The following is a 25,649-nucleotide window of genomic DNA, read 5'->3' on the forward strand; positions in this document are numbered from 1 at the left end:
ACGATGGGCAACACCTTCGACCCGAATGGGCGCGGCTGGACCGACCGCAAGCTACTGATCGGCGGCCTGGTGGTGCTCGCCGTGGTGGGCGCGATCACCACAGGGCTGCTGGCCAAGTCCAAGGGCTATCTCGATGACCGGGTCACCGTGACCGCGCAGATGATGAACGTGGGCGACGGACTGCCCGAACGGGCAGATGTGAAGTTCCGCGGAGTTCTGGTCGGCGCCGTCACCAGTGTCGATCCCGGTGAGGGCGGCCGACCCAACGTCGTGCACATCGACCTCCAACCAGCAGCAGCCCAGAAGATACCGAGTACGGTCACCGCCCGCGTGGTCCCCAGCAACGTCTTTGCCGTCTCGTCGATCCAGCTCATCGACCGCGGCGCGGCCTCGCCACTGACACCCGGCTCCGTCGTCGCCGAGGACACCGAATTCCCCACCGCGTTGTTCCAGACCACCATCAACCGGGTGCGTGACCTGTCGGCCGCCACCGAGCGCCACCGCGGCGACCCGCCGGTCGGGGTACTCGAGTTGATCGCGGGCGCCACCAACGGCCGCGGGGACAGCTTGTTGGCGACCGGCGCACGGCTGCAACGCATCCTCACCCAGATGAACGACGTGATGGCCGGTGGCCCGGATGATCCGTCGACGATGTCGGCGGTGAGCGCGATGTCACGCGCTCTGAACACCGCCACGCCGGATCTGCTGGACTCCCTGGACAAAGCATTGGTCCCGATGCACACCATCGCTGAAAAGCAGTCCCAGATAAGAGAATTACTCTCAGGTGGGCTCGACACCGCAGGGCGAGCGTCGACAGCCATGGACAACCAGATGGATCGCCTCATCGGCATCACCACCCACTTGGAGCCTGTCGTGGGAGTGTTCGCGCAGAACAGCGACAAGCTGCTCCCGATCGCCACCCGGCTGACGAGGCTGACCGACAAAGGCTACGAGGAGGCGTGGAACCCTCAGCGCCAGACGTTCAACGCCAACATCATCGTGTCGTTCACCCCGTTATGGAACTACGTGCGGGCCGACTGCCCCCGCTACGGCCAACTGGCGGGCCCCAGCTGCACCACCGCCCCGGAAGTCCGGCAGAAATTCGACATCCCACAGGTGCTGCTACCCGGTAGCTACAAGCCGCCCCCGGACCTGACGCCCCCACCGGGTCTCCCGCTGCCCCCCGTCGATGCGAGTGCAGCGCTGAGCCCCGGCTCAGGTCCCGACAACGGCGGAGCCCCAGCAGCACCCGACGCCGGCCAGGATCCCTCCGCTCCGCAACCGCCACAGGGCGTTCCGGGTGCCGCACCGGCCTCCTACGGCGGCAACGTCGGCCCGGTAGGCAGCCCCGGCGAACGGCAACAACTCTCCGCGATCCTCGGCCAACCACCCACGTCGGCGCAGCAAGTGCTGCTCGGTCCGCTGGCCCGCGGTAGTGCTGTCACCGTCACCGAGAGCCCGGCACCGGCAGGTGGATCATGACCTTCAAATCTGCGCTCGTCGCGTTCAGCGCATTCCTGGTGGCCGCCGTCGCGGTGACCACCCTGGTATACGGCACGTTGCGCCGTGACACCGCGGGCCCGACCGATGCCTACTCGGCGGTGTTCAGCGATGTGACCGGCCTGCAGGAAGGCGACGATGTCCGCATCGCCGGCGTGCGTGTGGGTCGAGTGGATGCCATTGCCCTGCAGGACAACCGGGCCAGGGTGAGCTTCCGGGTCGAACGCGACCAGGTGCTCTACACCGACACCATCGCGTCGGTGACCTATCAGAACATCGTCGGACAGCGGTACATCGGGTTGTCCCGGCCGCCGTCGGACGGACACAACCAAAAGCTGTCGGCCAACAGCCAAATCCCCTTGGAGCACACCGAACCCTCCTTCGACATCGGTGCCCTGATCAACGGGTTCGAGCCGCTGTTCACGCTGCTCGATCCCGCACAGGCCAACAGGCTCTCCGATGCGCTGATCGAGGCTTTCCAAGGGGAATCCGGCGCGGTCACCCGACTGCTCGTGCAAACCGCGCAGCTGACCCAATCGTTCGTCGGTGACGACGAAGTACTCACCGGCCTCATCGATCACCTGCACACCCTGGTGAGCAGCTTGAATCGGCAGGATGCCAACCTCGATGCAGTCATCGGTGAGGCCAGACAGATGGTCGGCGACCTCGCCGCACGCCGAGACAACATCGTCTCCTCCCTGGGGTCGCTCACCAAGGTCGCCGGACGGCTGTCCGACGTCGGTGACGCCGCCTACCCGCAGTTCTCCGACATGCTGCACCGCGAACCCGGCGTGGCCCAGCACCTCGTCGACAACGAGGACCAGATGGCGTTCATGGGCGCGAATCTGCCGGCGTTGCTGAAGGGCCTGGCCCGGCTGTCCCAGGATGGGGCGTACGGCAACGGCTACGTATGCACCCTGAACGTGCTGGGCTTCTTCCCCGGCCTCAACAATCTGGTCCCGACGATCGTTCGCTACGCCTCGCCGGGCAATGTCGTCAAGAACACCCAGAAATGCAGGCCGGCATCATGAGCATGAAAACCGTTGCCCTGGCGCCGATCAAGAGACTGCGTGGTCGGCCGCTGGAGTCCTACAGTCCGTTCTGGGTCGGCCTCACCGCCATCGCACTGGTGGCCGTCGTGGCCGGGTCGCTACTGGCGGTGCGGGCCTCGGGCGTCGGATACCTGCGCTACACAGCCGAATTCGCCCAAGCCGCCCAATTGCGCTCCGGCGACAACGTGACCATCGCCGGTGTCCATGTCGGTGAGGTCGACGACGTGCAGCTGGCCGGCAACAAGATTCTCGTGGCGATGCGGGTCCGTGACAACGTGGACCTGGGTGATCAGACCCATGCCGCCATCAAGCTCACCACCCTGCTCGGGTCGCGATATGTGGAACTGCGACCCGCCGGTACCGGGCGCCTCGATCACCGGCGAATAGGTATGTCCTACACCGAAGTTCCCTACGACCTACAATCCCTGCTGGCCGACGCCACTACCACGGTGGAGGAACTCGACGTCAACCGTATGGTCACCGCCCTCGGCAGGCTGTCCGGCCAACTCGATGGATTGCCGGAGGCGCTCCCGCAGGCCATGAGCAATCTCAAGCAGCTTTCCGGGGTGATCGCTGACCGCCGCGGCCAGATCGGCGAGATGCTCCAAGGTGCGGCCACCATCACCAGCACCCTGCACCGCCAGCAGGCAGCCTTGGGCCAGCTGGTCTACCAGGGTCGGGACCTGCTCGGCGAGTTCGTCAGCCGGCGCGCGTCCTTCCACAAGATGATGGCGTCGGTGACCAGCCTGGTCGCCCTGATGGGCAAGATCGTCGGACCGGACCGGGCGGCTTTCGAATCGCTGCTGGCCAACCTGCAGAAGCTGACCGCGATGTTCAGCGATCACGACGACCTGTTCCGCAACCTGCTGCAGGTGATGCCGATCCCGCTGCGCAGCATCGCCAACGGTACCGGTAGCGCACCTGCCCTGGAGTTCAACTTCTCCGCCGGAATCATGATCGACGACTGGCTGTGCGCGATCAGCGGCCGCGCCAAACAGTTCAATCTCACGGAGTACTTCAAGGACTGCGCATGAGAAAAGGTCTCGCCCTCGGCGCCGTCGTCGTGGCTGTCCTCGCCGGCATCGGCTACCTCACCTTCGGTGACGCGGCCCGACACCGCCCGGTCACCATCACGGCGATGTTCGACGAAGCGTCGGGCCTCTATCCCGGCAACGCCGTCGAGATACTCGGCATGCCCGTGGGCACCGTCACCACGGTCACCCCGAAAGGCACCCACGTGGAAGTGGCCATGACCATCGACGGCGGCATCCCAGTGCCCCGCGACGTGATGGCTGCGACCATCTCCACCTCGATCCTGACCGACCGCCGCGTCGAGCTGTCCCCGCCGTATCAGGACGGGCCTCAACTGCGCAGCGGCGACCTCATCCCGCTGGACCGCACCCGGACCCCCGTCGGCTTCGACCGGGTCCTCGGCATGATCGACAAACTGACCTCGGCGATGCGCGGCGACGGCAAAGGCCAAGGACCGCTCGCCGACCTGATCACCATCGGGGCCACCGCAACCTCCGGTAACGGCAACAACATTCGTGCCGCGCTGGACGAGCTGTCCAAGGCGCTACGGATGACCTCCGACGGAGCCGCCACCAAGGATAACCTCACCGCCATCATCACCAGCGTGGACTCGCTGACCAAAGCCATGACCGACAACGACGCCACCATCCGCACGTTCGGCTCGCTCATCCACGGCACCAGCGATGTCCTGGCGGCCGAGAAGTTCGGCACCGGCACCACCGGCAGGCAGATCAACGATCTGCTCACCCAGGCCGCCGACCTGCTCGAGCGCAACCGTGACACCATCAAGGCGACGGTGGGCAACACCAACACCATGGTCGGCACCATGAACGACAAACAGCGCGAACTCGCCGAAACCTTCGACGTGCTGCCGCTGATGATCGACAACTTCTACAACGCCATCGACCCCGTCAACGGCGCACTGCGGGTGCACGCGCTGATCGACAAGATCCTGTTCGACAGCCAGTTCACCAAAGAGGTCTGCAACGTGATGGGGCTGCGCCAACTCGGCTGCAGCACCGGCATGCTGCAGGACTACGGGCCCGACTTCGGCCTGACCTACATGCTCGACTCGATGGCCCGGATGGGGCAGGGCCAGTGAGCGCCCACCGAGTTTCGTCCAAGGCGGTGACCGCCTTGCTGGGATCGGTGCTGCTCAGTGCTGGGTGTGCCGCACCTGGACTGGACAGCCTGCCGTTGCCCGCCCCCGCCTTGGGGGACCAATCCTTCACCGTCACAGCGCGGTTCGCCAATGCGCTCAACCTGCCTGCGAAAGCCAAGGTGCGCGTCGGTGGTGCCGATGTCGGCGAGGTGGAGTCCATGCGCGCCGAGGACTACACCGCCGTGGTCACTTTGCGGGTCCGTCAAGGAGTGCGCCTGCCCGTCGGTTCGAGCGCTGAGCTGCGCACTGCCACCCCGCTGGGCGATGTGTTCGTCGCGATCAAACCCCCGGCCGATCCGGGACCGCAAGTTCTCAAAGACGGCGACAGCCTGGGCCTGGAATCGACTGCGTCGGCATCGACGGTGGAGGACGTGCTCAGCTCAGCCGCGGTGCTCGTGAACGGCGGCGCGGTACGCAATCTGACCAAAGTGGTCAACGGATTCGGCAAGGCCGCCGGCGGCAACGGTGCGGTGCTCAAAGATATCGTCGACCAATCGAACCGGGCCCTGGCCACCCTCGGTAATCGTTCCGAGCAGATCCGTGGCGCACTCGACGACCTCTCGAAGTTGGCCGACACGCTCAACAGCCGACAACAGTCCCTCGATGACCTACTCGACGCTGCGCCGCCGGCACTCAGTGCCGTGGACACCGGGCAGGTGACCGCCTTGGTCGAGCAGATCGGCCGGATGTCCGACCAATTGGCCAAGCTACCGTCGGTACAGGGCACCGACACGCGCAGTGTGATCGCCGACCTCAATACCGTCTCGCGTGCCTTCAACGACGTGGTGCAGTCCCCGGATACTCGACTGGCGTCGATCAACCGATGGCTGCCCATCCTGATCAAGGAAACCTCCGGCACCGCCATCAGCGCCGATATCAGCGTCGCGAAGCTGGCTCTGGGCAACATGCCCGACATCGGCTACCTGGGCGACACGGCGTTTCACGGGCCGAAGCGGGCCGACTGGGACTATTTGGTCGGCAGTTTCAAGTACTCACTGCTGCGATTGCAGGAACGCGTCGTGGGGCAGAAGCCATGATCGACAAAATCGCCGCAGGACTGCTGCGCGCCGCCGGCTGGCTGCGGGGGCGCAAAATTGCGCTTGCCGCGGGATCGCTGGTGGTGATCCTGCTCGGCGCCAGTACCTACCTGGTGCTGGGAACCCTGCGGGTGGATCCGACCAAATCCATGATGCGCGTGCGAATTCCGCTCGTTGAGTCGGGCGGGCTGCTGCCCAATCAGGACGTCACCCTGCGCGGCGTGCCGATCGGGCGGGTGGAGTCGGTGGACCTGGCTGACGACGGGGTCAGCGCGGTCGCGCGCATCGATGAAGGGGTGCACATCCCGGTCGACAGCACGGTGCGGGTATCGGGTCTGTCTCCGGCCGGCGAGCAGTATCTGGATTTCCGCCCCGATCGTGACGGAGGGCCGTACCTGGAGGACGGTGCCACCATCGCGCGCGATCGCACCAGCACCCCGATCACTTTGGCGCAGTTGCTCTCCGACGCCGATGGTGCTCTGACCCAACTGGATCCGGCGAAGCTGGCCACCATCCGCCGGGAGATCGGGGTCAGCCGTGAGGGCCCCGGCAAGCTCGCGGCGATCCTCGACGGCGGGACGTTCCTGTTGTCCACGCTGGACGGGGTGCTGCCGGAGACGATGCGGCTGATGAAATCGACCCGTGTGTCGCTGTCCACCGTCGTCGATCTCACCCCCGGACTCACCGCCACCGGGCATCAGTTCGGCAGCGTCTTCACCGGGGTACGCACCATGGACGGCGGTTTCCGTCATCTGGTCGAGGCCACGCCGAAATCGTTGACCGCCGTCAACAACCTGTTCGACGACAACTCCGAGACCATGGTCCAGCTGTTGGGCAATCTGGCGACCGTCGCCCAGCTGTCCTACGTGCGCGTGCCCGCGCTGAATGCGTTGTTCCCGGGCCCGGAAGTGCGTGGGTCTCTCTTGGAGAACATGTCGAATATTCTGCGTGACGGTCACACCTGGGTGATCGCTGATCTGTACCCGCGCTACAACTGCGACTATGCGGGGCCGCGGGGTGCGCCGTCGGCCGCGGACTACCCCGAACCGCGCCTGCACTCCTACTGCGCCGATCCCGAACCTTCGGTGCTGGTGCGCGGCGCGCGCAACGCACCGCGGCCGGGCGGGGACGACACCGCAGGTCCTCCGCCGGGATCTGACCCGAACGCCACCACCGACCCGACACCCAAGGGGCGCTGGACCATTCCGACGCCCTATGGCGGTCCGCGGCTACCGATCGCCATCCCCGGCGACGTCCCGCTGCCCCCGGACGCGCCACCGCAGCCACCCGGGTGGCCGATCCCCGGCCCCAACGGCTGACACCGACCGACCCGCACGAGAGAGGCGACTACATGACGACCAAAGGCAACGCAGCCTTGTCCAACGGACGCAAGCCCAGCCGCGACGTTTTCGGCACCGCCACGGCGGAGTCGACCGCGGCCCACGTCGGCATCGGTACCCCCGAGGTCGGCGCCATGCCGGCAGCACCGCACGGCGAAGGGGCGCAGGTGCAGACACCCGAGGCCGAGCACGACGTAGAGGGTGGCGACGACGTAGAGGGTGGCACCGCCGAAAACGTTGCGACACAGAAACCGGAGCGTCGCCGGCTCCGCTGGGTCACCCGCGGCGCGGCGGCCCTCGCGATCGCCGCTGCTCTGGCGGGCGTAGGTTATGGCGGTTGGCTGATGTATCAGCAGCATCAGGATGGCGTCGCCGCGCGCGATGCGCAGCATTCGGCCGAAAAGTACGCCGCGGTGCTCACCAGCATCGACACCAACGCCATCGATCAGAACTTCGCCGACGTCCTCGACGGGTCCACCGGTGAATTCAAGGACATGTACAGCAAGTCCAGCACCCAGTTGCGCCAACTCCTGTTGGACAACAAGGCCGCCGCACACGGCACGGTGCTGGAATCGGCAGTCCAGTCCGTTACGCCGGACCGGGTGGTGGTGCTGCTGTTCGTCGATCAGTCGATCACCAACTCGCAGGTGCCCGACCCCCGCGTCGACCGCAGCCGGATCAAGATGACGATGGACAAGGTGGACGGGCGCTGGTTGGCCAGCAAGGTCGAGCTGCCGTGAAACCCGTTGTGGCACTGGTGGTGGCAGCGGGGCTGATCGCCACCGCGCCACCCGCCGGTGCTGCCGACGGCCAGTTCTGCGCGGCGCTGGCCGGGCACTGGGACGGTGCCGTCTGCACGGCATCGGTGACCTCAAATCGCAACGCGCAGATGGACATCGGACTCAGTCTGCCGGTTGCGCTGCTCGATGATCCGGTGATAGGCCCGGCAATACGGGCCTATCACCAGAAGCTGATGGAAGCCTGGCGGCACACCGGGACCACCATGGTGCGCGACAGCGTCGCGAGCACCGACTATCAGCTCTACCCAGGCCCGGGCACCGTGCAGTCGTTGGTGATCCACGAGGTCTGGCAGCCCAGCGGTGTGCAGGCGAACAACGCCTACCGGTCTTTCATCTTTGACACCGCGAGCGGCCACCGGCTGACCTTGGCCGATCTGTTCAAACCAGGTGTCGACCCGATGACGGCCATCCCACCCGCCGCGGCAGCCGTCCTGCCCGATGCACTCGACGCCGCACCACCTGCGCATCAGCCGGGAACCTTCCCGTTCACCGTCGACCAGTGGCAGCCCGGGCCGCAGGGCAGCGGCTACACCGGCGAATACCGAGCCTTCGGACTGTCCAAGGACCATCTGATCCTGTACATGCCGGATGCACCGATGGCACACCAGGATCCGGTTCCGCGGGACCGCTTCGTGTGGTCGATGGACGGCGGAACGGTGACCATCCAGATCCCGCTGAGCTCGCTGGCGGGTGCACTACGACCGGAGTACGGCGGTAGGTGACGACACCGATCAACTTTGCCTGTCGCGGTGCGTCTGTTCGTACGGTCCGAGTACAGTAGCGCCAAGTGTCGACGGGATCAGTCGAGCCGCCGGTCGGGGAGAACCAGGATCGTTACGACGTGCCAGCAACGAAGAAGCTGCAGAAGCGGGGACGCCCCGTAGGCGGTGGCCACGAACCCGAGCAGGCCAAAGAGGCCATGCTCGATGCGGCGGAACGGTTGATGAGCAAGGTCGGCTACCGGGCTGCGACCATGGAGGCGATTGCCAGGGAAGCCGGTTTCACCCGGACGATGATCTACCGCCATTTTCCGACGCGCAACGACCTGCTGGAGGCACTGCTCAAGCGCGGCACCATTCGGCAGATGGTCGCGATGCTCGCCCGGCTGGGACCCGACCCCGACCTGGCGACCCTCGTCGTCGAGGCCAACGTGATGGTGGCGACCGACCTCGCCCGCGATCCGCTGTTCGCGGTGTTCGCCGAGCAGACCGACACGGGCAATGTCGCTCAGCTTCTGGTCAATGCCCAGCAGTACATGGATTTTCTCGAGCCACTGTTCGACCAAATGGTGCAGGCGGACAACACCTTTCTCCGCAAGGGCATCGGTAGTAAGGATGCCGCCAAGTTCCTGGTCGGCACGGCGATGGCCTTCCTGGTCGGGCTCGTCCCGGGCGCGCAAGACCCCGACCAGGTGCGCCGCTATGTCACCGCGTTCATCTTGCCGGCGATCATGGCCAACCCGCCCAAGCCTGGACCGGTGTTCTCGGCGGTGTAGGGCGCGGTCGCCGGCAACGCGGTCAGCGCGACTCCCACTGGGCGATGCGACGCCCCATGTCGGTCGCCGGTTCCCGATTCAGAATCCATTCCTCAGAGATCGCCCGCCACGGCGCGCTGGCCTGCAGATCACCAAGGAGCGCACAGACATTCATTTCGGTGCGGCGCGAGAACAGATGTTCTCGGGGAACCCGCTGCTGATAGATCCATTCGCGGAAACTGGAACTCGGCAGCATGCCTTCGGATACCGAGAGCAGCGCGGACTCCGGCGTCACTGTGACCACGCCCGGGGCCAAATGCCAGGCGCCGATGGCGGCCAGGTAGCCCAGCGCCACCTCCTCTGGCATGGCCGATTCGTCCACGATGAACCCGCCGGATCGCAGCAGCGCATGGACTCTCGGCGCATCACTCGCCAGCACGGCGGCAAAGATGGCGCGTTCGAGGGTGATCTGCTCGGTATCCATCGTCACGTACAGCCCGAAGTCGACGAAACCCACGGTGCCGTCGTCGAGAGCGATGATGTTGCCCGGGTGCGGGTCCGCGCAGAATTGCCCGGCCGTGTACAGGCCGCCGCAGTAGAAGCGGTACAGCGCCTCACCCAACGTGTTGGCGGTCTCCGGGCTCACCGGACCGAGCTGGTCCAATGTTGTGCCTTCCAGGTACTCCGTTGTCAATACCTTTGCGGTACAGAGGTTCTCGATTGGCTCTGGAATGCGAAACGCCGGGTGTCCTACGTGGGCGCGGTACACCTGTCGGTGGTTGTCGAGTTCGCGCTCGTAGTCGAGCTCCAGATGGATCTGGTCACCGATCTCTGCCACCAATTCGGCGAGGCCGAGGTTCGGAAAGTCCCGGGCGCGGAGCCGGGAGAGCAGCGCGAGGTTTCTGAGATCCGCGGCCACCGCGGACTTCGCAGAAGGGTATTGCACCTTGACCGCCACCGTCCGGCCATCGGCGAGTGTGCCCCGATACACCTGTCCCAACGAAGCCGCGGCGATGGGTTCGGATTCGATGGACACCAACTGGTCCCGGCAGGCGCCCAGTTCGCGATCCAGCAGCTCGAACATGATGTCGTTGTCCGTCGGGGGTGCCTGCCGATACAGGGGCGCGAGCCGTTTGGTGAACTCGGCCCGCGCCTCTGCCGAACTCAATCCGAGATTGAGCAGCGAGATCGATTGCCCGAATTTCATCGCCGCGCCCTTCATGGACCCGAGTGCGGACACCAGATCATCGGCGAGCCTGAGCATCTCGCGATCCCGCGCGACCACCTTGCCCGCCTCGGACATGAACGGCTCGCGGAGGCGGCGCCACGCTACCCGGGAGAGTTGCGAAACCGCGACGCGACCGAGTCGTGCGCTGCGATTGAAGCGATCCCGCAACCGAGGCTCGTCAGAGGCCACTGGCCACCCGCTTCAACCGGGCCGGCGCTGTCGGTGAAATCGTCAACGCGGCCCGTCCTCCTCGTCGCTGGCTCGGCGGATGGTGGTCGCCGTCGGCGTACCCCACCGGTCTATGTCGTCAGCTTAGGTGACGGGCGGGCGATGCCAGGGCACGACGGTGCGCTGTCGACACCCTGATCGGGCGTACGCTGAACACCTAGCTGGCAATCGCCGCCCGAACCGGACGTCCATTCCCGCGGCGCAGGGGCGACCTAGCGTCTGCCGAGTCCACGCGATCGCCGTCCTCGATGTGATGTCGACCCCTCGCCGAGTCCGCCCCGAACTCGACATGAAACACCCGGGCCCGCGCCCTGTGGTCCGTGATCCTCTGGTCGCCGGGAGGGCACCAGTGGATCCAGAACTCGAAGCACCCCCCAAAATGGAAGGAATACGCCATGCCTGCTCCAGGCCGCGCTGAGCGCGACACGATCGAGACCATGCTTGACCGCAACCGTGAGGCGCTCATCGCCACCGTGCGGGGTCTGTCCGACGAGGATGCCCGCCGACGGCTGGTCCCCTCGCTGACGACGCCGATCTCGCTGATCAAACATGCGGCTGCGGCGGAAAGGATCTGGTTCCAACGGTTCTGGGGAACGTTGGACGCCTCCGAGTGCGACGGATACTCCGAGCGGGACGAGGGCACCTTCGCCGTGGCCGACGATGAGACGGTCGACGACGTGATCGCAGAGTTCGAGCGTGCCAGCGCACGCTCCCGGACCATCGCCTCCGGATTTTCACTCGACGACACGAAGCGAAACCCTCGCGAAGGCACGGTCAGCATGCGGTGGACCCTGCTGGCCATGATCGAGGAATTCGCCAGGCACGCCGGGCATGGGGACATCCTGCGTGAACAGATCGATCACCCCGCCACGTCGCCGCAAACGTCCTGAGGCGGCGCTAGGTCGACCAGACCAACTCCGGGGCGAGCTGTCCGAGCGTGACGCGGGCCCGGCGCTCGACGAACAGTGGGACGAACTCCCGGATGGGGATTCCCTCGAACAGCGCGTAGGCGTCCTGGACCGCCTTGGCGACGTCATCGGCGGGTATTTCGGTGTTGGTCACGACGAGCCGTTGGACGATTTCCTGAATCTGTATTGCTTCATCGGTGGCTCGCATGACGGATACTGTGAGGCAACTGTCAACAGCCGTCAAGTTCGAATTTCGCTCACCGACGGTCGGCGTGCAATGTGAGTTCTGAGCTGGGCAAACCATTCTTTCTCGAGCTTTGCCAGGTCGCGGCATTCGTGAGCAAAGACGCGGTATTCAGCGGGCCGGAGAAGGGTGTGTCAATTGCCGCAAAATGCCACCCCCCGGTGCGCGCACCTTAAAAAATGATGAGAAGATGCCCGTGTGACTGAAGATGCGGCGGTGAGCCAGGCGCGACAGCTACTCAAGGCGCTGTACGACCAGGTCTCCGACATCTCGCGCAAGCTCGAAATCGTCGACGCGCGAAACAGGCGCGCCCGGGCCCGCGGCAACTCGCGCGTGGACCCTCGGGCGGGCGACCTGCGGCGCGAACTCTACGAGGCGCACCGGCTGATCGACGGATTGCACCGTCGTTTCCCCGAAACCTCCCCGCATGCAAGGCCGTTCGTCGGCAGGCACGCCATGGCGGGTCAGTCCCGGCTGGCCGCCAGTACCGAGAGCAGCTCGTAGCCCCGGCGGGGGATTTCAGTCGATCTGGTTCAGCGGGTACATCCGCGCCCACGCGACCTGCATCCGTGCGCCGCCTGCCAAGTTGATCGGACGCTTTTCCGTCGCATCCAGCTGAAGGGCCAAATGCATTGCGCCGGGCGGGAAATGCGAAGTGTCGGTCGAGTTGAACACCGGATTGCCGTCGATGTAGTAGGTGATCTTCTGCGGTGTCCAGCTGACGGCATAGTGGTGCCACTGGGTTGCATCGACCTGCGAAAAGGCCCACTCGGTGCGGTTCTGCGCCGAATAGTGCAGGAAGTGGCCTATCCGCTGGCGGGTGGCGTCGTTGGTCATCTCGAAAAAGTCCAGCTCCCCGCCGACGGGGAAGTTCTCGGCGTCCGGCCACAGCAGCGCGACGGCCTGGTAGTCGGCGGCGCCTTGGGGCACCTTGATCCGGACCTCCCAGGAACCGTATTTCTGGCCGGGCATCCATGCCATGCCCCCGGTGTTGCCTGCAGGGTCGCCGGTGATGACCATGCCTTCGTTGCCGAACGAAATCGCAGCGGGTGTGCGCCGTCCGTACCCTGCGTGCCCGGGCGAGTTATACACGCCCCAGCCATTGGCCAGGCTTGCCGCACTGGTGAAGACGGTGGACCTCGACGGTGCGCCCCAACCGAGTCGCGCCGCGGCGGTGGCGGGCGAAGTCGGATTGGTCGGAGTCGTGGGATTGGTGGGTGTTGTCGGGTTCGTCGGGTTCGTGGGAGTCGTCGTGCGGCCGGCGATCGACACGGAGACGGCGGCCGTCGAGCCGAAGCCGGGAACCAGGAAACCCAGCGGGCCGTGCACATGGGGACCGTTCGACGGGAGATCGTCGGTGGCGGTAACCGTGAATGTGTCTCCCGATGAACCGAACCCGGATCCTGGCGTATAGACGAAGGCGCCGCTGGCGCTGACCGCGACGCTCCCGTGGGCGGGCTTGCTCGCGGTGTAGCCGAGCGTGTCGCCGTCGCCGTCTACGCCGCGTATCGCTCCCTTGATCGTCCCGTTGGCCTGTGTTGTCTGGCCTGGGACCACGGAGATGGTGGGGGTGAGGTTGAAGAACTTGCGCAGTATCCAGTGTCGTCGTGCCGGCGGGGCGGGTGCCGCCAAGGCGCTCGCCGTCGCGGGCTGAGCCGACGCGGTGATGGCCGCCTTTGGCTGTGGCGACGCAGCCGCGGCGGCGATGCCGCGCTTCCCGCTGTCCAATTTCGCTGTAGGCGCCGGAGTTTCGGTAGTCGCGGTCGGGTCTGAATTCTTGACTCGGGCGGCGGCCACGCGGGTGGATCCGGCTCGTGCCGACGGCTTCTCGATATCATCGGCTTTCTTCATGGATGTCACCGTCTCGGCCGCCGTTACGCGCTGTTTCGGCGTGGTCGCTGTGGTTTTTCCGGTTGCGGGAGCCGTCGACGACGCGGTCTTGGTTGCGGGCTGGTCGTCACTTTTGCTGGGCCCGGTGCCTTCGGCTTTGCTGCTCTCGCTATCGGCCTGTGCGACACCCGAACCGCTCACCGCGGCGATGCCGAGCCCGACGACGCCGGCCCCGAGCCATCCGTAGGGCACCGCGGCTCGCTGCCGGCGGACGCGATGCCGGCCACGCTTTCGTCCGGTCACCGGATTCTGATCGTCTGCGTCCGCCCGTGCACTCATGTCGTTTCCCCGGTGTGGTGTTTCTCGACTGATGGTTGGCCTTGTGCCGGCGGCCAAGGTCGGTGCGTCTCACAGGAAACCTACAGACGTCACCCATGAAATCAACTGCAGGACATTCGGTCGACGATTCCGGTGCGTGCCGAGCGGGAGCTGAGTGCGGAACGAAAAGTGGTGACGCAGAACATCATTCGTGAAATCGCCAGCCTGCGGTACTCGGCGGGAGTGCGAAGCAGCCTGCGGGAAGCCTTAATTGACGACCGCGGCCCCCCGTTGACGGACAGTGCGACGGGCCCGATTTCCTCGGCAAAGGCGGTGCAGCCGGTTGTTGCAAGGTCCGCGTCTGGTGGGCAAATCGCCGGCATTAGCGTGCGGTGGTGCGCTCGCGGCTGCTGCGGCGCCGATGCCCGCGCCAGGCCTCCACTTATTAGGAATCTGTGAGAACATGCGCCGCCATGCCCGATGGGAGTGTCGGTGCACTGCAATACGGTTCGCCCCCGCGCTCAAGGCTCCCACCGGGGCACCGTGACTACACTTCGCTGATGACCCGGATCGCGTGCTGTCAGATCGCGCCAGTGCTCGGCGCACCCGATGCCAACGGCGGCCTGATCGTCGAGCAGATCCGGACGGCCGTCGCGGACGGTGCCGACGTCATCATCCTGCCGGAACTCGCCACCTCCGGGTACATGTTCGGCGACGCGGACGAGGCCCGGTCGCTCGCGCTGACCGCCGCTGCCGAGCCGTTCACCGACTGGATGGCCGCGGCCGGCGACGCGATCGTGATCGGCGGATTCCCCGAGATCGGCCCGGACGGACTGCTGTACAACAGCGCGGTCATGCTGGACGGCAGCGGCGTACTCGGCTTCTATCGCAAGTCGCACCTGTGGGATCGGGAGAAGCTGATCTTCACCCCCGGTGCCGTCGCACCGCAGGTGCTCGCCACCCGCCACGGTGCCATCGCGGTGATGATCTGCTACGACGTGGAATTCCCGGAACTGACCCGGCCGGTGGCGTTGGCCGGTGCCGAACTCATAGCAGCACCGGTGAATTGGCCGTTGTTCCCGCGACCGGACGGAGAGCATGCCGGCGAAGTCATCAACGCCATGGCCACCGCTCGGGCCAGCAAGGTGGCCGTCGCCTGCTGTGACCGCACCGGGGTGGAACGCGGGCAACCGTGGACCGAGGGCAGCGTGGTCGTGTCGCCCGACGGTTGGGTACTCGACAGTGTCGGGCCCGGCTCGGGGATCGCCATCGCCGACGTCGACCTCACGGTCACTCACAACAAGTCCTTGACCGAGCACGTCGACCTGTTCGCCGACCGGCGCCCGGAGCTGTACTGACCCGTCAGCGGGTCGATTTCACGATCTGCGCGAAATTGAACTGCCAGCGCTCCACGATGTGGAAACCCATCCGTTCGGGCACCTGGTAGGCCGGTGCCCGGCGCAACCGCGGTCCGGGGTCGAGCGCTGCGCCGCTTTCCCGTTCGGGCACGGCCCGGTCGCGCTGGGAGACGGTCCACAACACGGTGCAGCGGCGGATCTGATCGGCCACGCCCCAGATGCCGAGATGGGCATCCCACAGCCGGTTTCGGTCGGCGGCGCGCATCCCGCGGCCTGGGTCGATCAGTGCGGCGTAGGCCGCGGGCCGGGCCGCGGTGAGCGGGCGGATCGGGCCCGGCAGCCAGGTCGTGGTGTTGTCCATGATCAGGCAGTCCCCGGGTGCGGCATGGGCGGTGACGACGTCGGCGACCTGGCTGAAATCCATCCCTTCCTTCGCGTACGGCCCACGCTGCACGAACAGGAAGTTCGGCGTCGCGGCGACGGCGAGGACGGCCACCACGGCGGTGGCGCGTTCCCGGGTGCGCACAAGACCCACGATGCACACGCCCAGCAGCAGGGCCATGGCGGGGGAGGTGTAGGTCAGATACCGCGGGTAGTAGAGGGGTTCGGCCACAGCCGAATACGCCAGCATGACGACAGTCGGCAGCACCATCCAGGCCAGGGTCAGCCGGATCAGGGCGCCCGCGCCGGGTTCGGTCGGCCGCAGCCGGCGAAACAGCAGGGGCAACAACAGGATCAGTGCGGCGCAGACCGCGAAGGCCACGCTCTGGTCGAAGTACTGCTTCCCGAGGATCTCGCCGATGGTGCCGGTCGACAGCGGCGAGATCCAGTGCACCTGCGCGATCTGGGTACGGCAGAAGAACAGGAACGGCGCGATCGCGACGATCGCCGCCGCAGTGGTGCCCACCCAGACCCGTGCGGGCCGGCGGGGTCCGAGGCTGACGATGTAGGCAGCGTGCACCAGCACCAGCAGCACCATGAACACGTTGAGCAGGGTGGCCAGCGCCACGCCCACGCCGTACCAGGCCCACAGGCCCGGCCGTCGCCGACGGGAGGCGGCCACCAACAGCACCGTCAACCACACCGCGACCGACGCGGTCAGCGCGTAGGACCGCGCCTCGATGCCGGCCCAGGTGATCCTGGGCAGGATCGCGAACACGACGCCGGCGGTGACGGCCGACGAGCGCCCGACGAACCGCCGGGCGAGCGCGACGACGCCGGCGGCGGCGAGCCCGACCGCCAGACAGCTGGAGAACCGGGACCAGAATTCGGTGGTCGGGAACACCGCGAACCACCCGTGCATCAACAGGTAGTACGCCCCGTGTACCGCGTCGATATTGCCCAGCAGACCCCACAGTTGCGGCAGCGTGCGGGTACCCGCCGAGATGGTGGCCGCCTCGTCGAACCACAGGGACGGGCGGGCGGCACCGGCCGCACTGACCGCGACGGCGAACACCGCCACCAGGACACCATCGAGGCGGCAGTTGCACCCGGCCGACCCCCGTTTTCTGCTCTTGGGCAGAACCGTAATACCCGGCCCGCGGCGCCGCTACTGCACCTGGTCACCCTCCGGTCACCGGTACACGTTCTCGGACAGTGATTTTGCCGCAGAGGTGCCGCACCCACCGTTGTCGAATTACGATCCCCGCCACGGCTGAGGTGCCCAAACATCGGCGCAGTGAACGAAATTGGGCGCCGTTGTGATCTTCGGCAAAGAGGCGGCGCAGGTTTGACGCCGGTCACGTGCTGGCCATGTCCTGCGTCACCATAACGCCTGATCCGGGTGCCCGGCGGCTAGCATCGGTACCCGAACGACGCCGCCGGGACGGACGTCGACGCGCCGGGTGTCGCCAATCGCGCCCACGGCCGTCGAGCAAAGGGTTACTGTCTCGGGTGGCGTAGCTATGAATAAGGTTCTGACACTTGGAGGGCATGAATGAGCGCCTATCGGACCGTGGTCGTCGGCACGGACGGATCTGATTCGTCCCTGCGTGCCGTGGAACGCGCCGGAGAGATCGCTGCTGGATCGGGTGCGAAGCTCATCGTCGCAACCGCATATTTCCCGCAGAGCGAGGACCACCACGCCGCTGACGTCCTGAAGGACGAAGGCTACAAGACCACCGGCAACGCCCCGATCTACGCGATCCTCAAGGAGGCGAGCGATCGGGCGAAGGCTGCCGGAGTCAAAGAGGTCGAGGAGAAGGCCATCGTCGGCGCACCCGTCGACGCGCTGGTCGACCTGGCCAACGACTCGGGAGCGGACCTCCTGGTGGTCGGCAACGTCGGCCTGAGCACCATCGCGGGCCGGCTGCTGGGCTCGGTGCCCGCGAACGTGGCACGCCGATCCAAGGTCGACGTGCTCATCGTGCACACGTCCTGACATCGAGTTCGAAGAGCCCGGCGCACCACGGTGTGCCGGGCTCCTTCGTCTCTCCATGCAGCCTTTACATCGATGTTCTTTACAAAAAGTGAAACAACTGTCACGGTGTCTGGGTGGATTTCTCCCGGGTACCGCTGTCCGACGAGGACCTGGCGTTCCAGGATGAGCTGAGAGCGTTCCTGGCCGACGTCGTCACCGACGAGGTGATCCGCCGGGATCGTGAGACCGGTGAAAACTTCGACGAGACAGTACATCTGGCACTCGGCGCGGCCGGCTACCTGGCACGCGACTACCGCAGTGCGGCGGACGGCGGGTTCAGTGCGGTACGCCGCCGGATCTGGGAGCTGGAGATCGGCCGGGCACACACCCCGTGGTTCCACTGGGGCACCACCGCCATGGTCGCGCACACGGTGGAGCGCTTCGCGTCGGCCGAACTGGTCGCCGAGGTGCTGCCCGGGGTGCTCTCCGGCGAGTTGCGGCTGTGCCTGGGCTACACCGAGCCCGACGGCGGTTCCGATGTCGCCACCTGCAAGACGCGCGCCGTGCGCGACGGTGCGGGCTGGATTGTGAACGGCTCCAAGATGTTCACCTCCAACGCGCACAACGCCGGCTACGTCTTCCTGCTCACCTGTACCGACCCCGCCGGGCCGAAACACCGCAACCTGACCATGTTCCTGGTGCCGCTGGACTCACCGGGTGTGCAGATCCAAGGCATCCGCACCGTGGACGGCGACCGCACCAACATCACCTTCTACAGCGATGTGCGCATCGACGACCGCTACCGCATCGGTGAGGTCGACGGAGGCTGGGCGGTGCTGCGCGGGGCACTGGACGCCGAGCACGGCACCGGCGAACGTGAGGCGGGCGGCCTGCAGACCATCGCGGTGATGACCGACCACGTCCTGTTGATGGCGCAGGCGGTGGACCGGATCGCCGCCGACGCGCCACCGTCCTACCGGCTCGGCCGCGCGGTGGCGCGGATGGAAGCGGCCATGAGCGCGCCCGGCATGTACGGCCGGGTGGCCATCGCGCAGACGATGCGCGACGTGTCGCCGGATCTGATGGACCTCTTGGGGACCGCGGGCGCGCTGCCCGTGGGCACCCCGGGCGCCGCCGATGACGGGGGAGCCGAGTACATCTTCCGGCTGGCCGCGCCGACCGGGATCTACGCCGGAACGCTGGAAGTCTTCCGCAACATGATCGCCCAACACGCCCTCGGTCTCGGCAGGCCGAGCTACACATCCCCGAACGGAGCCCGATGAAATTCGCTTTCACCCACCCGATGCACAGCCACCCGTACAACCCGGAGCTGGTGGGGGGCGCGGGCGTGGCGGCGGTCGCCGCAGCGGCGGAGGCGGCGGGGTTCGGCGGATTCGGCTTCACCGACCATCCCGCACCCACCGAGAAGTGGTTGCGGGCCGGAGGGCACGACGCGCTCGATCCATTCGTGGCGATGGGGTTCGCCGCGGCGCACACCTCGACGCTGCGACTCATCCCCAATGTGGTTGTGCTGCCGTACCGTAACCCGTTCGTGGTCGCCAAAGCCGGCGCGACGCTGGACCTGCTGTCGGGCGGTCGATTCACCCTGGCCGTCGGCGTCGGCTACCTCAAGCGTGAATTCGCGGCGCTGGGTGTCGATTTCGACGAGCGTCCCGAGCTGGTGGAAGAGGCGCTACGGGTGATCCGGGGCATCTGGACCACCGACGATTACAGCTTCGAGGGCAAGCACTTCACCGCCGTCGGTATCACCGCGCATCCACGCCCGGCCGTCGCGCCACCGATCTGGATCGGCGGCAACACCGGTGCCGCCCGGCGCCGGGTGGCGCAGTACGGCGACGGGTGGTGCCCGTTCCCCGCTCCGGCGATCCTCGCCCGGACCGCCCGGACGGCGTCGCTGGAATCACTCGATGAACTCAAGGCGGGCATCGACGATCTGCGCCGCCGCCTCGATGAGGCCGGTCGCGACCCGGCGACTGTCGACATCACCTTCAGCAACAACCAGGGCGGGGTGCCCGGCGCGGACGGCTTCGACGCCGCCGCCTACCTGGACGGTGTCGCGAGGCTGGCCGACCTCGGCGTCACCTGGATCCAGGCACAGGTACCCGGGGACAGCCTGGCCCACGCCATCGAAGCCGTCCAGCAGTTCGGGGAACAGGTCATCGCCAAGGTCTGACGAATCGGCGACAGACCCGCCGCTGCGGTGTCACACTCGGCTTGAGGGAGGTCGAGCCATGACCGCAACGTTGAGCCACACCGGTATCCCGCCCCGCCGCAACGGTGCGCCGCCGCCCGACGTGCAACTCGGCGACATCGATCTCGGCGCACTGGCGTTCTGGGAATGGGACGACGACCTCCGCGACGGTGCTTTCGCCACCCTGCGCCGCGAGTCGCCCATCACCTTCTTCGAGGTGCCGGAGTTCGCCGGGTTCCCCTCGGGTGCCGGGCATTGGGCGCTGACCACCTATGACGACGTCCGCCATGCCAGCAGGCACCCGGAGATCTTCAGCTCGAGCCCCACCAGCACGTCGCTGTCCGACGTGCCCGCCGAGATCTCGGAATTCTTCGGCTCGATGATCAACCTCGACGATCCGCGTCACCTGCGGCTGCGGGGGATCGTCAACCGGGCCTTCACCCCCAAGGTGGTGGCCCGCATCGAGGACAGCGTGCGCGAACGGGCCCGCCGGCTGGTCGCGCAGATGCTCGAGCGCCACCCCGACGGCGAGGCGGATTTCGTCGCCGAGGTCGCCGGGCAGCTGCCCCTGCAGATCATCTGCGACCTGATGGGCATACCCGAAGAGGACGAGGCCGATATCTTCGGATGGACCACGGTGCTGCTGGGCGCCGGGGACGACGAAGTGTGCGGCGACTACGACGAAATCCTCAAGGTGTCAACCAATCTCGCCAACTATGGGATGGATCTGGCCGAACGGCGGCGGGCCAAGCCCGCCGAGGATCTGACCACCAACCTGGTGCAGGCCGAGGTGGACGGCGAGCGGCTGAGCTCCGCGGAGATCGCGTCCTTCTTCATCCTGCTCTCGGCGGCGGGCAACGAGACGACCCGCAACGCCATCAGCCACGGGATGGTGGCACTGACGCGCTATCCCGAGCAGCGCGACATCTGGTGGAACGACTTCGACGCCATCGCGCCGATGGCGGTCGAGGAGATCGTGCGGTGGGGCTCGCCGCTGATCTTCATGCGGCGCAACCTCACCGAGGACATCGAGATGCGCGGCATCCCGATGAAGGCCGGCGACAAGATCTCCATGTGGTACACCTCGGCCAATCGTGACGAGCAGCGGTTCGCCGATCCCTATCGGTTCGACGTGACCCGCGACCCCAACCCGCAGATCGGCTACGGCGCGGGCGGCGCGCATTTCTGTCTGGGCGCCAACCTGGCCCGCCGCGAGGTCCGGGTGCTGTTCGACGAGTTGTACCGCCAGGTCCCCGACATCGTGGCGATCGACGAGCCGGCGATCCTGCGGTCGGCGTTCATCCACGGGATCAAGCGGCTGTCCGTCGCATGGAAGTGAGTCTGGACCCCCGATCTACCAGCCCATCGAGCCGGGGATGCCTTTGAAGGGACCGGTCACCCAACTGGTGATCCACCCGCCGTAGAAGCCGCCAGGCTGGGGCCGGACCTCCTCGTCGTTGACGGTGCAGTGGTCGACGGCCGCCGCCATCACCGCGACCGCTCCGGTCAACGGTTCGAAGCCGCGCGTCGGTGTCAGGTACGTCCACGCCGCGCGCTCCGCCACCACCGATCCCGTCACCACGTCGTAGTAGTTCGCCGCGCCCTTCCATTCACACCACGACGAGCCCGGCGCATCGCGGAGCGCACCGTCCGCAAACGCCGCGCGCGGCAGGTAATACGTCGGGGGATGGCTGGTCTCCAGCACCCGCCAGCCGCGGTCGGTCGTGGCAATGCGTTCGCCACCGAGCTCGACGGTGATCGATCCGCGGAATTCTTCGAGCCGGGGCGGGCGTGGGTAATCCCACACCGACTCCTGACCGGGTCCGGGCTTGTCGGGCACGGGCCAGGTGCTCATCGGGCTACCACCCGCGTTTCTGCCACTCGGCGAGATGCGGTCGCTCGGCTCCGAGCGTCGTGTCATCGCCGTGGCCGGGGTAGACGACCGTCGAATCGGGATAGCGGTCGAACACCTTCGTGCTGACGTCGCCGAGCAGCCGGTCGAAGTCGCCGTCCTGCCACGTCTTGCCCACGCCGCCGGGGAACAGGCAGTCCCCGGTGAACAGATGCGTGACGTCCCCGTCTGCGCCGCGCAGCGCCAGCGCGACCGATCCCTCGGTGTGGCCCTGCAGATGGATGACGTCGAAGGTGAGGTCGCCGATGGCGATGGTGTCGCCGTCGGACAGGATCCGGTAGGGCGTGACGGGCAGCGGCTCGGCGTCCAGAGCGTGGGCGGCGGTCGGTGCGCCTGTGGCGTCCGCCACCGCTTGCAACGCCTGCCAGTGGTCGAAATGCTGATGACTGGTCACAATGAGAGAGATGTCGGGGGCGTGCGTCCTGATCAGCTCGATGAGCCGGTCGGCGTCATTGGCCGCGTCGATGAGCAGGGTCTTCCCGGTCGCGGTACACGTGATCAGGTAGGCGTTGTTGTCCATCGGACCGACCGACGCCTTCACGATGGTGGCCGCGGGCAGGCTGCGCCGGGCTGCGGTTCCGCCGTCGACGTGGCCGGTGTAGTCGTCGGTGAGGGCTGTCATGACTGCCACGCTATCCGGCTTGTCGGTACCGGCACCTAGCATGGCGGAGGATTGTTCTGCCTTCGGTTCCCGCGGGCAGGAGCGAAGCGTCGCGGGAAACAGCAGGACTAGGAAAGGGACAGTGTGTCTGACCGTCTGATCGTCAAGGGTGCGCGCGAGCACAATCTCCGCGGCGTGGACCTTGACCTGCCCCGCGACGCGATGATCGTGTTCACCGGTCTATCCGGGTCCGGTAAGTCGTCGCTGGCGTTCGACACGATCTTCGCCGAGGGGCAACGCCGCTACGTCGAGTCGCTGTCGGCCTATGCGCGGCAGTTCCTCGGGCAGATGGACAAACCCGACGTCGACTTCATCGAGGGTTTGTCGCCGGCGGTGTCGATCGACCAGAAGTCCACCAACCGCAACCCGCGCTCGACCGTCGGCACCATCACCGAGGTCTACGACTACCTGCGCCTGCTCTACGCGCGGGCCGGCACGCCGCACTGCCCGGTGTGTGGTGAGCGCATCGCGCGGCAGACCCCGCAGCAGATCGTGGACCAGGTCTTGGCCATGGAGGAGGGCACCAAATTCCAGGTGTTGGCGCCGGTGGTGCGCACCCGCAAGGGCGAATTCGTGGACCTGTTCGACAAGCTGAACTCCCAGGGCTACAGCCGGGTGCGCGTCGACGGCGTGGTCTACCCGCTGACCGAGCCGCCCAAGCTCAAGAAACAGGAGAAGCACGATATCGAGGTGGTCGTCGACCGCCTCACCGTCAAGGCTTCGTCCAAGCAGCGGCTCACGGATTCGGTCGAGACCGCGCTGGGCCTGGCCGACGGCATCGTCGTCCTCGACTTCGTCGACCGGGAGGACGACCACCCGCATCGCGAACAACGGTTCTCCGAGAAGCTGGCCTGCCCCAATGGCCACCCCCTGGCCGTCGATGACCTGGAGCCGCGGTCCTTCTCCTTCAACTCGCCGTACGGCGCCTGCCCGGAATGCACCGGCCTGGGCATCAAGAAGGAGGTCGACCCGGAACTCGTCGTCCCCGACCCGGAACTGACGCTCGCCGAGGGCGCGGTCGCGCCCTGGTCCATGGGCCACACCGCCGAGTACTTCACCCGGATGATGGCCGGCCTGGGTGATGCGCTGGGCTTCGACGTCGACACCCCGTGGAAGAAGCTTCCGGCCAAGGCGCGCAAGGCGATTCTGGAAGGTTCCGACCACCAGGTCCATGTGCGGTACAAGAACCGGTACGGACGCACCCGGTCCTACTACGCCGACTTCGAGGGCGTGCTGGCCTTCCTGCAGCGGCGCATGGAGCAGACCGACTCCGAGCAGATGAAGGAGCGCTACGAGGGCTTCATGCGGGACATCCCGTGCCCGGAGTGCTCGGGAACCCGGCTCAAGCCGGAGATCCTCGCGGTGACGCTGGCTGCGGGCACCCACGGTGACAAGTCGATCGCCGAGGTCGCCGAACTGTCCATCGCCGACTGTGCCGAGTTTCTGAACGCCCTGACACTGGGCAGCCGGGAGCAGGCGATCGCCGGGCAGGTGCTCAAGGAGATCCAGTCCCGGCTGGGGTTCCTGCTCGACGTCGGCCTGGAGTATCTCTCGCTGTCCCGGGCGGCGGCGACGCTGTCCGGCGGCGAGGCGCAGCGCATCCGGCTGGCCACCCAGATCGGCTCCGGCCTGGTCGGGGTGCTCTATGTGCTCGACGAACCGTCCATCGGCCTGCATCAGCGCGACAACCGCAAGCTCATCGAGACGTTGGTGCGGTTGCGCAACCTGGGCAACACGCTGATCGTCGTCGAACACGACCTGGACACCATCGCGCATGCCGACTGGGTGGTGGACATCGGCCCGTATGCGGGTGAACACGGCGGGCGCATCGTGCACAGCGGCACCTACCAGGATCTGCTGAAGAACCCGGAATCCCTCACCGGCGCATACCTTTCCGGTAAGGAGAGCATCGAGATCCCCGCCATCCGCCGGCCAGTGGACCGCAAGCGCCAGCTCACCGTGGTGGGTGCCCGCGAGCACAATCTCAAAGAGGTCGACGTCGCGTTCCCCCTCGGTGTACTGACCGCGGTGACGGGGGTGTCCGGGTCGGGCAAGTCGACCCTGGTCAACGACATCCTGGCCACGGTGCTGGCCAACAAACTCAACGGCGCGCGGCAGGTGCCGGGCAGGCATCTGCGGATCAACGGGATCGACCAGCTGGACAAGCTGGTGCGCGTCGACCAGTCGCCCATCGGTCGCACCCCGCGATCCAACGCGGCCACCTACACCGGTGTGTTCGACAAGATCCGCACCCTGTTCGCCGCGACCACCGAGGCCAAGGTGCGCGGTTACCAGCCGGGCCGGTTCTCGTTCAACGTCAAAGGCGGCCGCTGCGAAGCGTGTTCGGGTGACGGCACGCTGAAGATCGAGATGAACTTCCTGCCGGATGTGTACGTGCCGTGCGAGGTCTGCCACGGTGCCCGGTACAACCGGGAGACCCTCGAGGTGCACTACAAGGGCAAGACGATCGCCGAGGTGCTGGACATGCCGATCGAGGAGGCCACCGAGTTCTTCGAACCGATCTCCTCGATCCACCGGTATCTCAAGACGCTGGTCGATGTGGGGCTCGGCTACGTCCGGTTGGGCCAGCCTGCGCCGACGCTGTCCGGTGGTGAGGCGCAGCGCGTGAAGCTGGCGGCCGAACTGCAGAAGCGGTCCACGGGTCGCACCGTCTACATCCTCGACGAGCCCACCACGGGTCTGCACTTCGAGGACATCCGCAAATTGCTCAAGGTCATCAACGGCCTTGTCGACAAGGGCAATTCGGTCATCGTCATCGAGCACAACCTGGACGTCATCAAGACCTCGGACTGGATCGTCGACATGGGTCCCGAAGGGGGCGCCGGCGGCGGGACTGTTGTCGCGCAGGGCACCCCGGAGGACGTGGCGGCGACGCCGGAGAGCTACACCGGGCAATTCCTTGCCGAGATGCTGGAGGCGCCCGCCCCGGCGCCGACCCGCAAGCGGCGCAGCAAGGTCAGCGCGTAGCCGGCC

Annotated in this window: 23 protein-coding genes; 17 read left to right on the forward strand and 6 right to left on the reverse strand. The window is 66.6% G+C overall.

The features are described from left to right. The first annotated feature begins 3 nt into the window (after positions 1 to 3). The 9 genes from AC1DY7_RS14850 to AC1DY7_RS14890 all read left to right on the forward strand — a co-directional run bounded on the left by AC1DY7_RS14850 (position 4) and on the right by AC1DY7_RS14890 (position 9,418). A complete protein-coding gene (locus AC1DY7_RS14850) occupies positions 4 to 1,482 on the forward strand; it encodes an MlaD family protein (protein ID WP_477494425.1) in 1,479 nt (492 codons plus the stop codon). Next, on the forward strand, positions 1,479 to 2,531 hold the full coding sequence (locus tag AC1DY7_RS14855; protein ID WP_477494426.1) for an MCE family protein: 1,053 nt from the start codon (positions 1,479 to 1,481) through the stop codon (positions 2,529 to 2,531). Before AC1DY7_RS14850 ends, AC1DY7_RS14855 begins: the two co-directional genes overlap by 4 nt. Continuing rightward, complete coding sequence (locus AC1DY7_RS14860; protein WP_477494427.1) at positions 2,528 to 3,586, forward strand: MCE family protein; 1,059 nt, start codon at positions 2,528 to 2,530, stop codon at positions 3,584 to 3,586. The genes AC1DY7_RS14855 and AC1DY7_RS14860 overlap by 4 nt, the downstream gene beginning before the upstream one ends. Next, positions 3,583 to 4,686 (forward strand): MlaD family protein, encoded by a 1,104-nt coding sequence (locus AC1DY7_RS14865; protein ID WP_477494428.1) that lies wholly within the window; start codon positions 3,583 to 3,585, stop codon positions 4,684 to 4,686. The genes AC1DY7_RS14860 and AC1DY7_RS14865 overlap by 4 nt, the downstream gene beginning before the upstream one ends. Next, complete coding sequence (locus tag AC1DY7_RS14870) at positions 4,683 to 5,783, forward strand: MCE family protein (protein ID WP_477494429.1); 1,101 nt, start codon at positions 4,683 to 4,685, stop codon at positions 5,781 to 5,783. Before AC1DY7_RS14865 ends, AC1DY7_RS14870 begins: the two co-directional genes overlap by 4 nt. Continuing rightward, the gene (locus AC1DY7_RS14875; RefSeq protein WP_477494430.1) at positions 5,780 to 7,102 is read left to right on the forward strand and encodes an MlaD family protein; all 1,323 of its coding nucleotides are present in this window, start codon (positions 5,780 to 5,782) and stop codon (positions 7,100 to 7,102) included. The genes AC1DY7_RS14870 and AC1DY7_RS14875 overlap by 4 nt, the downstream gene beginning before the upstream one ends. A gap of 32 nt (positions 7,103 to 7,134) precedes the next feature. Then, positions 7,135 to 7,863: an Mce protein gene (locus AC1DY7_RS14880; protein WP_477494431.1), complete on the forward strand. Its 729-nt coding sequence runs from the start codon at positions 7,135 to 7,137 to the stop codon at positions 7,861 to 7,863. Beyond that, the gene (locus AC1DY7_RS14885; RefSeq protein WP_477494432.1) at positions 7,860 to 8,645 is read left to right on the forward strand and encodes a hypothetical protein; all 786 of its coding nucleotides are present in this window, start codon (positions 7,860 to 7,862) and stop codon (positions 8,643 to 8,645) included. Before AC1DY7_RS14880 ends, AC1DY7_RS14885 begins: the two co-directional genes overlap by 4 nt. A 65-nt stretch (positions 8,646 to 8,710) precedes the next feature. Continuing rightward, positions 8,711 to 9,418: a TetR/AcrR family transcriptional regulator gene (locus AC1DY7_RS14890; RefSeq protein ID WP_477494433.1), complete on the forward strand. Its 708-nt coding sequence runs from the start codon at positions 8,711 to 8,713 to the stop codon at positions 9,416 to 9,418. Between the two features lie 22 nt (positions 9,419 to 9,440). Here the strand turns inward: AC1DY7_RS14890 and AC1DY7_RS14895 are convergent, their stop codons facing one another. Beyond that, positions 9,441 to 10,700, reverse strand: a complete 1,260-nt coding sequence (locus AC1DY7_RS14895) for an ABC1 kinase family protein (RefSeq protein WP_477494434.1) — start codon at positions 10,698 to 10,700, stop codon at positions 9,441 to 9,443. 548 nt (positions 10,701 to 11,248) lie between these two features. On the opposite strand from AC1DY7_RS14895, the gene AC1DY7_RS14900 reads away from it, so the two are divergent. After that, positions 11,249 to 11,743 carry a DinB family protein gene (locus tag AC1DY7_RS14900; RefSeq protein WP_477494435.1) on the forward strand — a complete coding sequence of 165 codons (495 nt, stop codon included), beginning with the start codon at positions 11,249 to 11,251 and terminating at the stop codon, positions 11,741 to 11,743. Positions 11,744 to 11,750: 7 nt separating this feature from the next. Here AC1DY7_RS14900 and AC1DY7_RS14905 read toward each other — a convergent pair whose 3' ends face one another. Beyond that, positions 11,751 to 11,969, reverse strand: coding sequence for a three-helix bundle dimerization domain-containing protein (locus tag AC1DY7_RS14905; RefSeq protein ID WP_477494436.1), 219 nt, complete (start codon positions 11,967 to 11,969; stop codon positions 11,751 to 11,753). A 234-nt stretch (positions 11,970 to 12,203) separates the two neighbouring features. Between AC1DY7_RS14905 and AC1DY7_RS14910 the strand changes: the two genes are divergently transcribed. Continuing rightward, on the forward strand, positions 12,204 to 12,509 hold the full coding sequence (locus tag AC1DY7_RS14910; protein WP_477494437.1) for a hypothetical protein: 306 nt from the start codon (positions 12,204 to 12,206) through the stop codon (positions 12,507 to 12,509). Positions 12,510 to 12,524: 15 nt separating this feature from the next. Here the strand turns inward: AC1DY7_RS14910 and AC1DY7_RS14915 are convergent, their stop codons facing one another. After that, positions 12,525 to 14,174 carry a family 16 glycosylhydrolase gene (locus AC1DY7_RS14915; protein WP_477494438.1) on the reverse strand — a complete coding sequence of 550 codons (1,650 nt, stop codon included), beginning with the start codon at positions 14,172 to 14,174 and terminating at the stop codon, positions 12,525 to 12,527. Positions 14,175 to 14,713: 539 nt separating this feature from the next. On the opposite strand from AC1DY7_RS14915, the gene AC1DY7_RS14920 reads away from it, so the two are divergent. Then, positions 14,714 to 15,511, forward strand: coding sequence for a nitrilase-related carbon-nitrogen hydrolase (locus AC1DY7_RS14920; protein ID WP_477494439.1), 798 nt, complete (start codon positions 14,714 to 14,716; stop codon positions 15,509 to 15,511). A gap of 4 nt (positions 15,512 to 15,515) precedes the next feature. Here AC1DY7_RS14920 and AC1DY7_RS14925 read toward each other — a convergent pair whose 3' ends face one another. Next, entirely contained in the window at positions 15,516 to 16,973 is a 1,458-nt protein-coding gene (locus AC1DY7_RS14925) for a glycosyltransferase family 39 protein (protein ID WP_477494440.1), read from the reverse strand. A 474-nt stretch (positions 16,974 to 17,447) separates the two neighbouring features. On the opposite strand from AC1DY7_RS14925, the gene AC1DY7_RS14930 reads away from it, so the two are divergent. The 4 genes from AC1DY7_RS14930 (at position 17,448) to AC1DY7_RS14945 (ending at position 21,421) form a co-directional block, all read left to right on the forward strand. Continuing rightward, on the forward strand, positions 17,448 to 17,891 hold the full coding sequence (locus AC1DY7_RS14930) for a universal stress protein (RefSeq protein WP_477494441.1): 444 nt from the start codon (positions 17,448 to 17,450) through the stop codon (positions 17,889 to 17,891). Between the two features lie 113 nt (positions 17,892 to 18,004). After that, a complete protein-coding gene (locus AC1DY7_RS14935; protein ID WP_477494442.1) occupies positions 18,005 to 19,153 on the forward strand; it encodes an acyl-CoA dehydrogenase family protein in 1,149 nt (382 codons plus the stop codon). Then, positions 19,150 to 20,064 (forward strand): LLM class F420-dependent oxidoreductase, encoded by a 915-nt coding sequence (locus tag AC1DY7_RS14940; RefSeq protein WP_477494443.1) that lies wholly within the window; start codon positions 19,150 to 19,152, stop codon positions 20,062 to 20,064. The genes AC1DY7_RS14935 and AC1DY7_RS14940 overlap by 4 nt, the downstream gene beginning before the upstream one ends. Positions 20,065 to 20,122: 58 nt before the next feature. Beyond that, positions 20,123 to 21,421: a cytochrome P450 gene (locus tag AC1DY7_RS14945; protein ID WP_477494444.1), complete on the forward strand. Its 1,299-nt coding sequence runs from the start codon at positions 20,123 to 20,125 to the stop codon at positions 21,419 to 21,421. A gap of 15 nt (positions 21,422 to 21,436) precedes the next feature. Here AC1DY7_RS14945 and AC1DY7_RS14950 read toward each other — a convergent pair whose 3' ends face one another. Next, positions 21,437 to 21,937: a DUF427 domain-containing protein gene (locus tag AC1DY7_RS14950; protein WP_477494445.1), complete on the reverse strand. Its 501-nt coding sequence runs from the start codon at positions 21,935 to 21,937 to the stop codon at positions 21,437 to 21,439. Positions 21,938 to 21,941: 4 nt separating this feature from the next. Continuing rightward, entirely contained in the window at positions 21,942 to 22,616 is a 675-nt protein-coding gene (locus tag AC1DY7_RS14955; protein ID WP_477494446.1) for an MBL fold metallo-hydrolase, read from the reverse strand. A gap of 123 nt (positions 22,617 to 22,739) precedes the next feature. Between AC1DY7_RS14955 and uvrA the strand changes: the two genes are divergently transcribed. Beyond that, a complete protein-coding gene (uvrA, locus tag AC1DY7_RS14960) occupies positions 22,740 to 25,643 on the forward strand; it encodes an excinuclease ABC subunit UvrA (RefSeq protein WP_477494447.1) in 2,904 nt (967 codons plus the stop codon). Positions 25,644 to 25,649: the final 6 nt, after the last annotated feature.

The sequence above is a fragment of the Mycobacterium sp. P2_H7 genome, assembly GCF_056403275.1.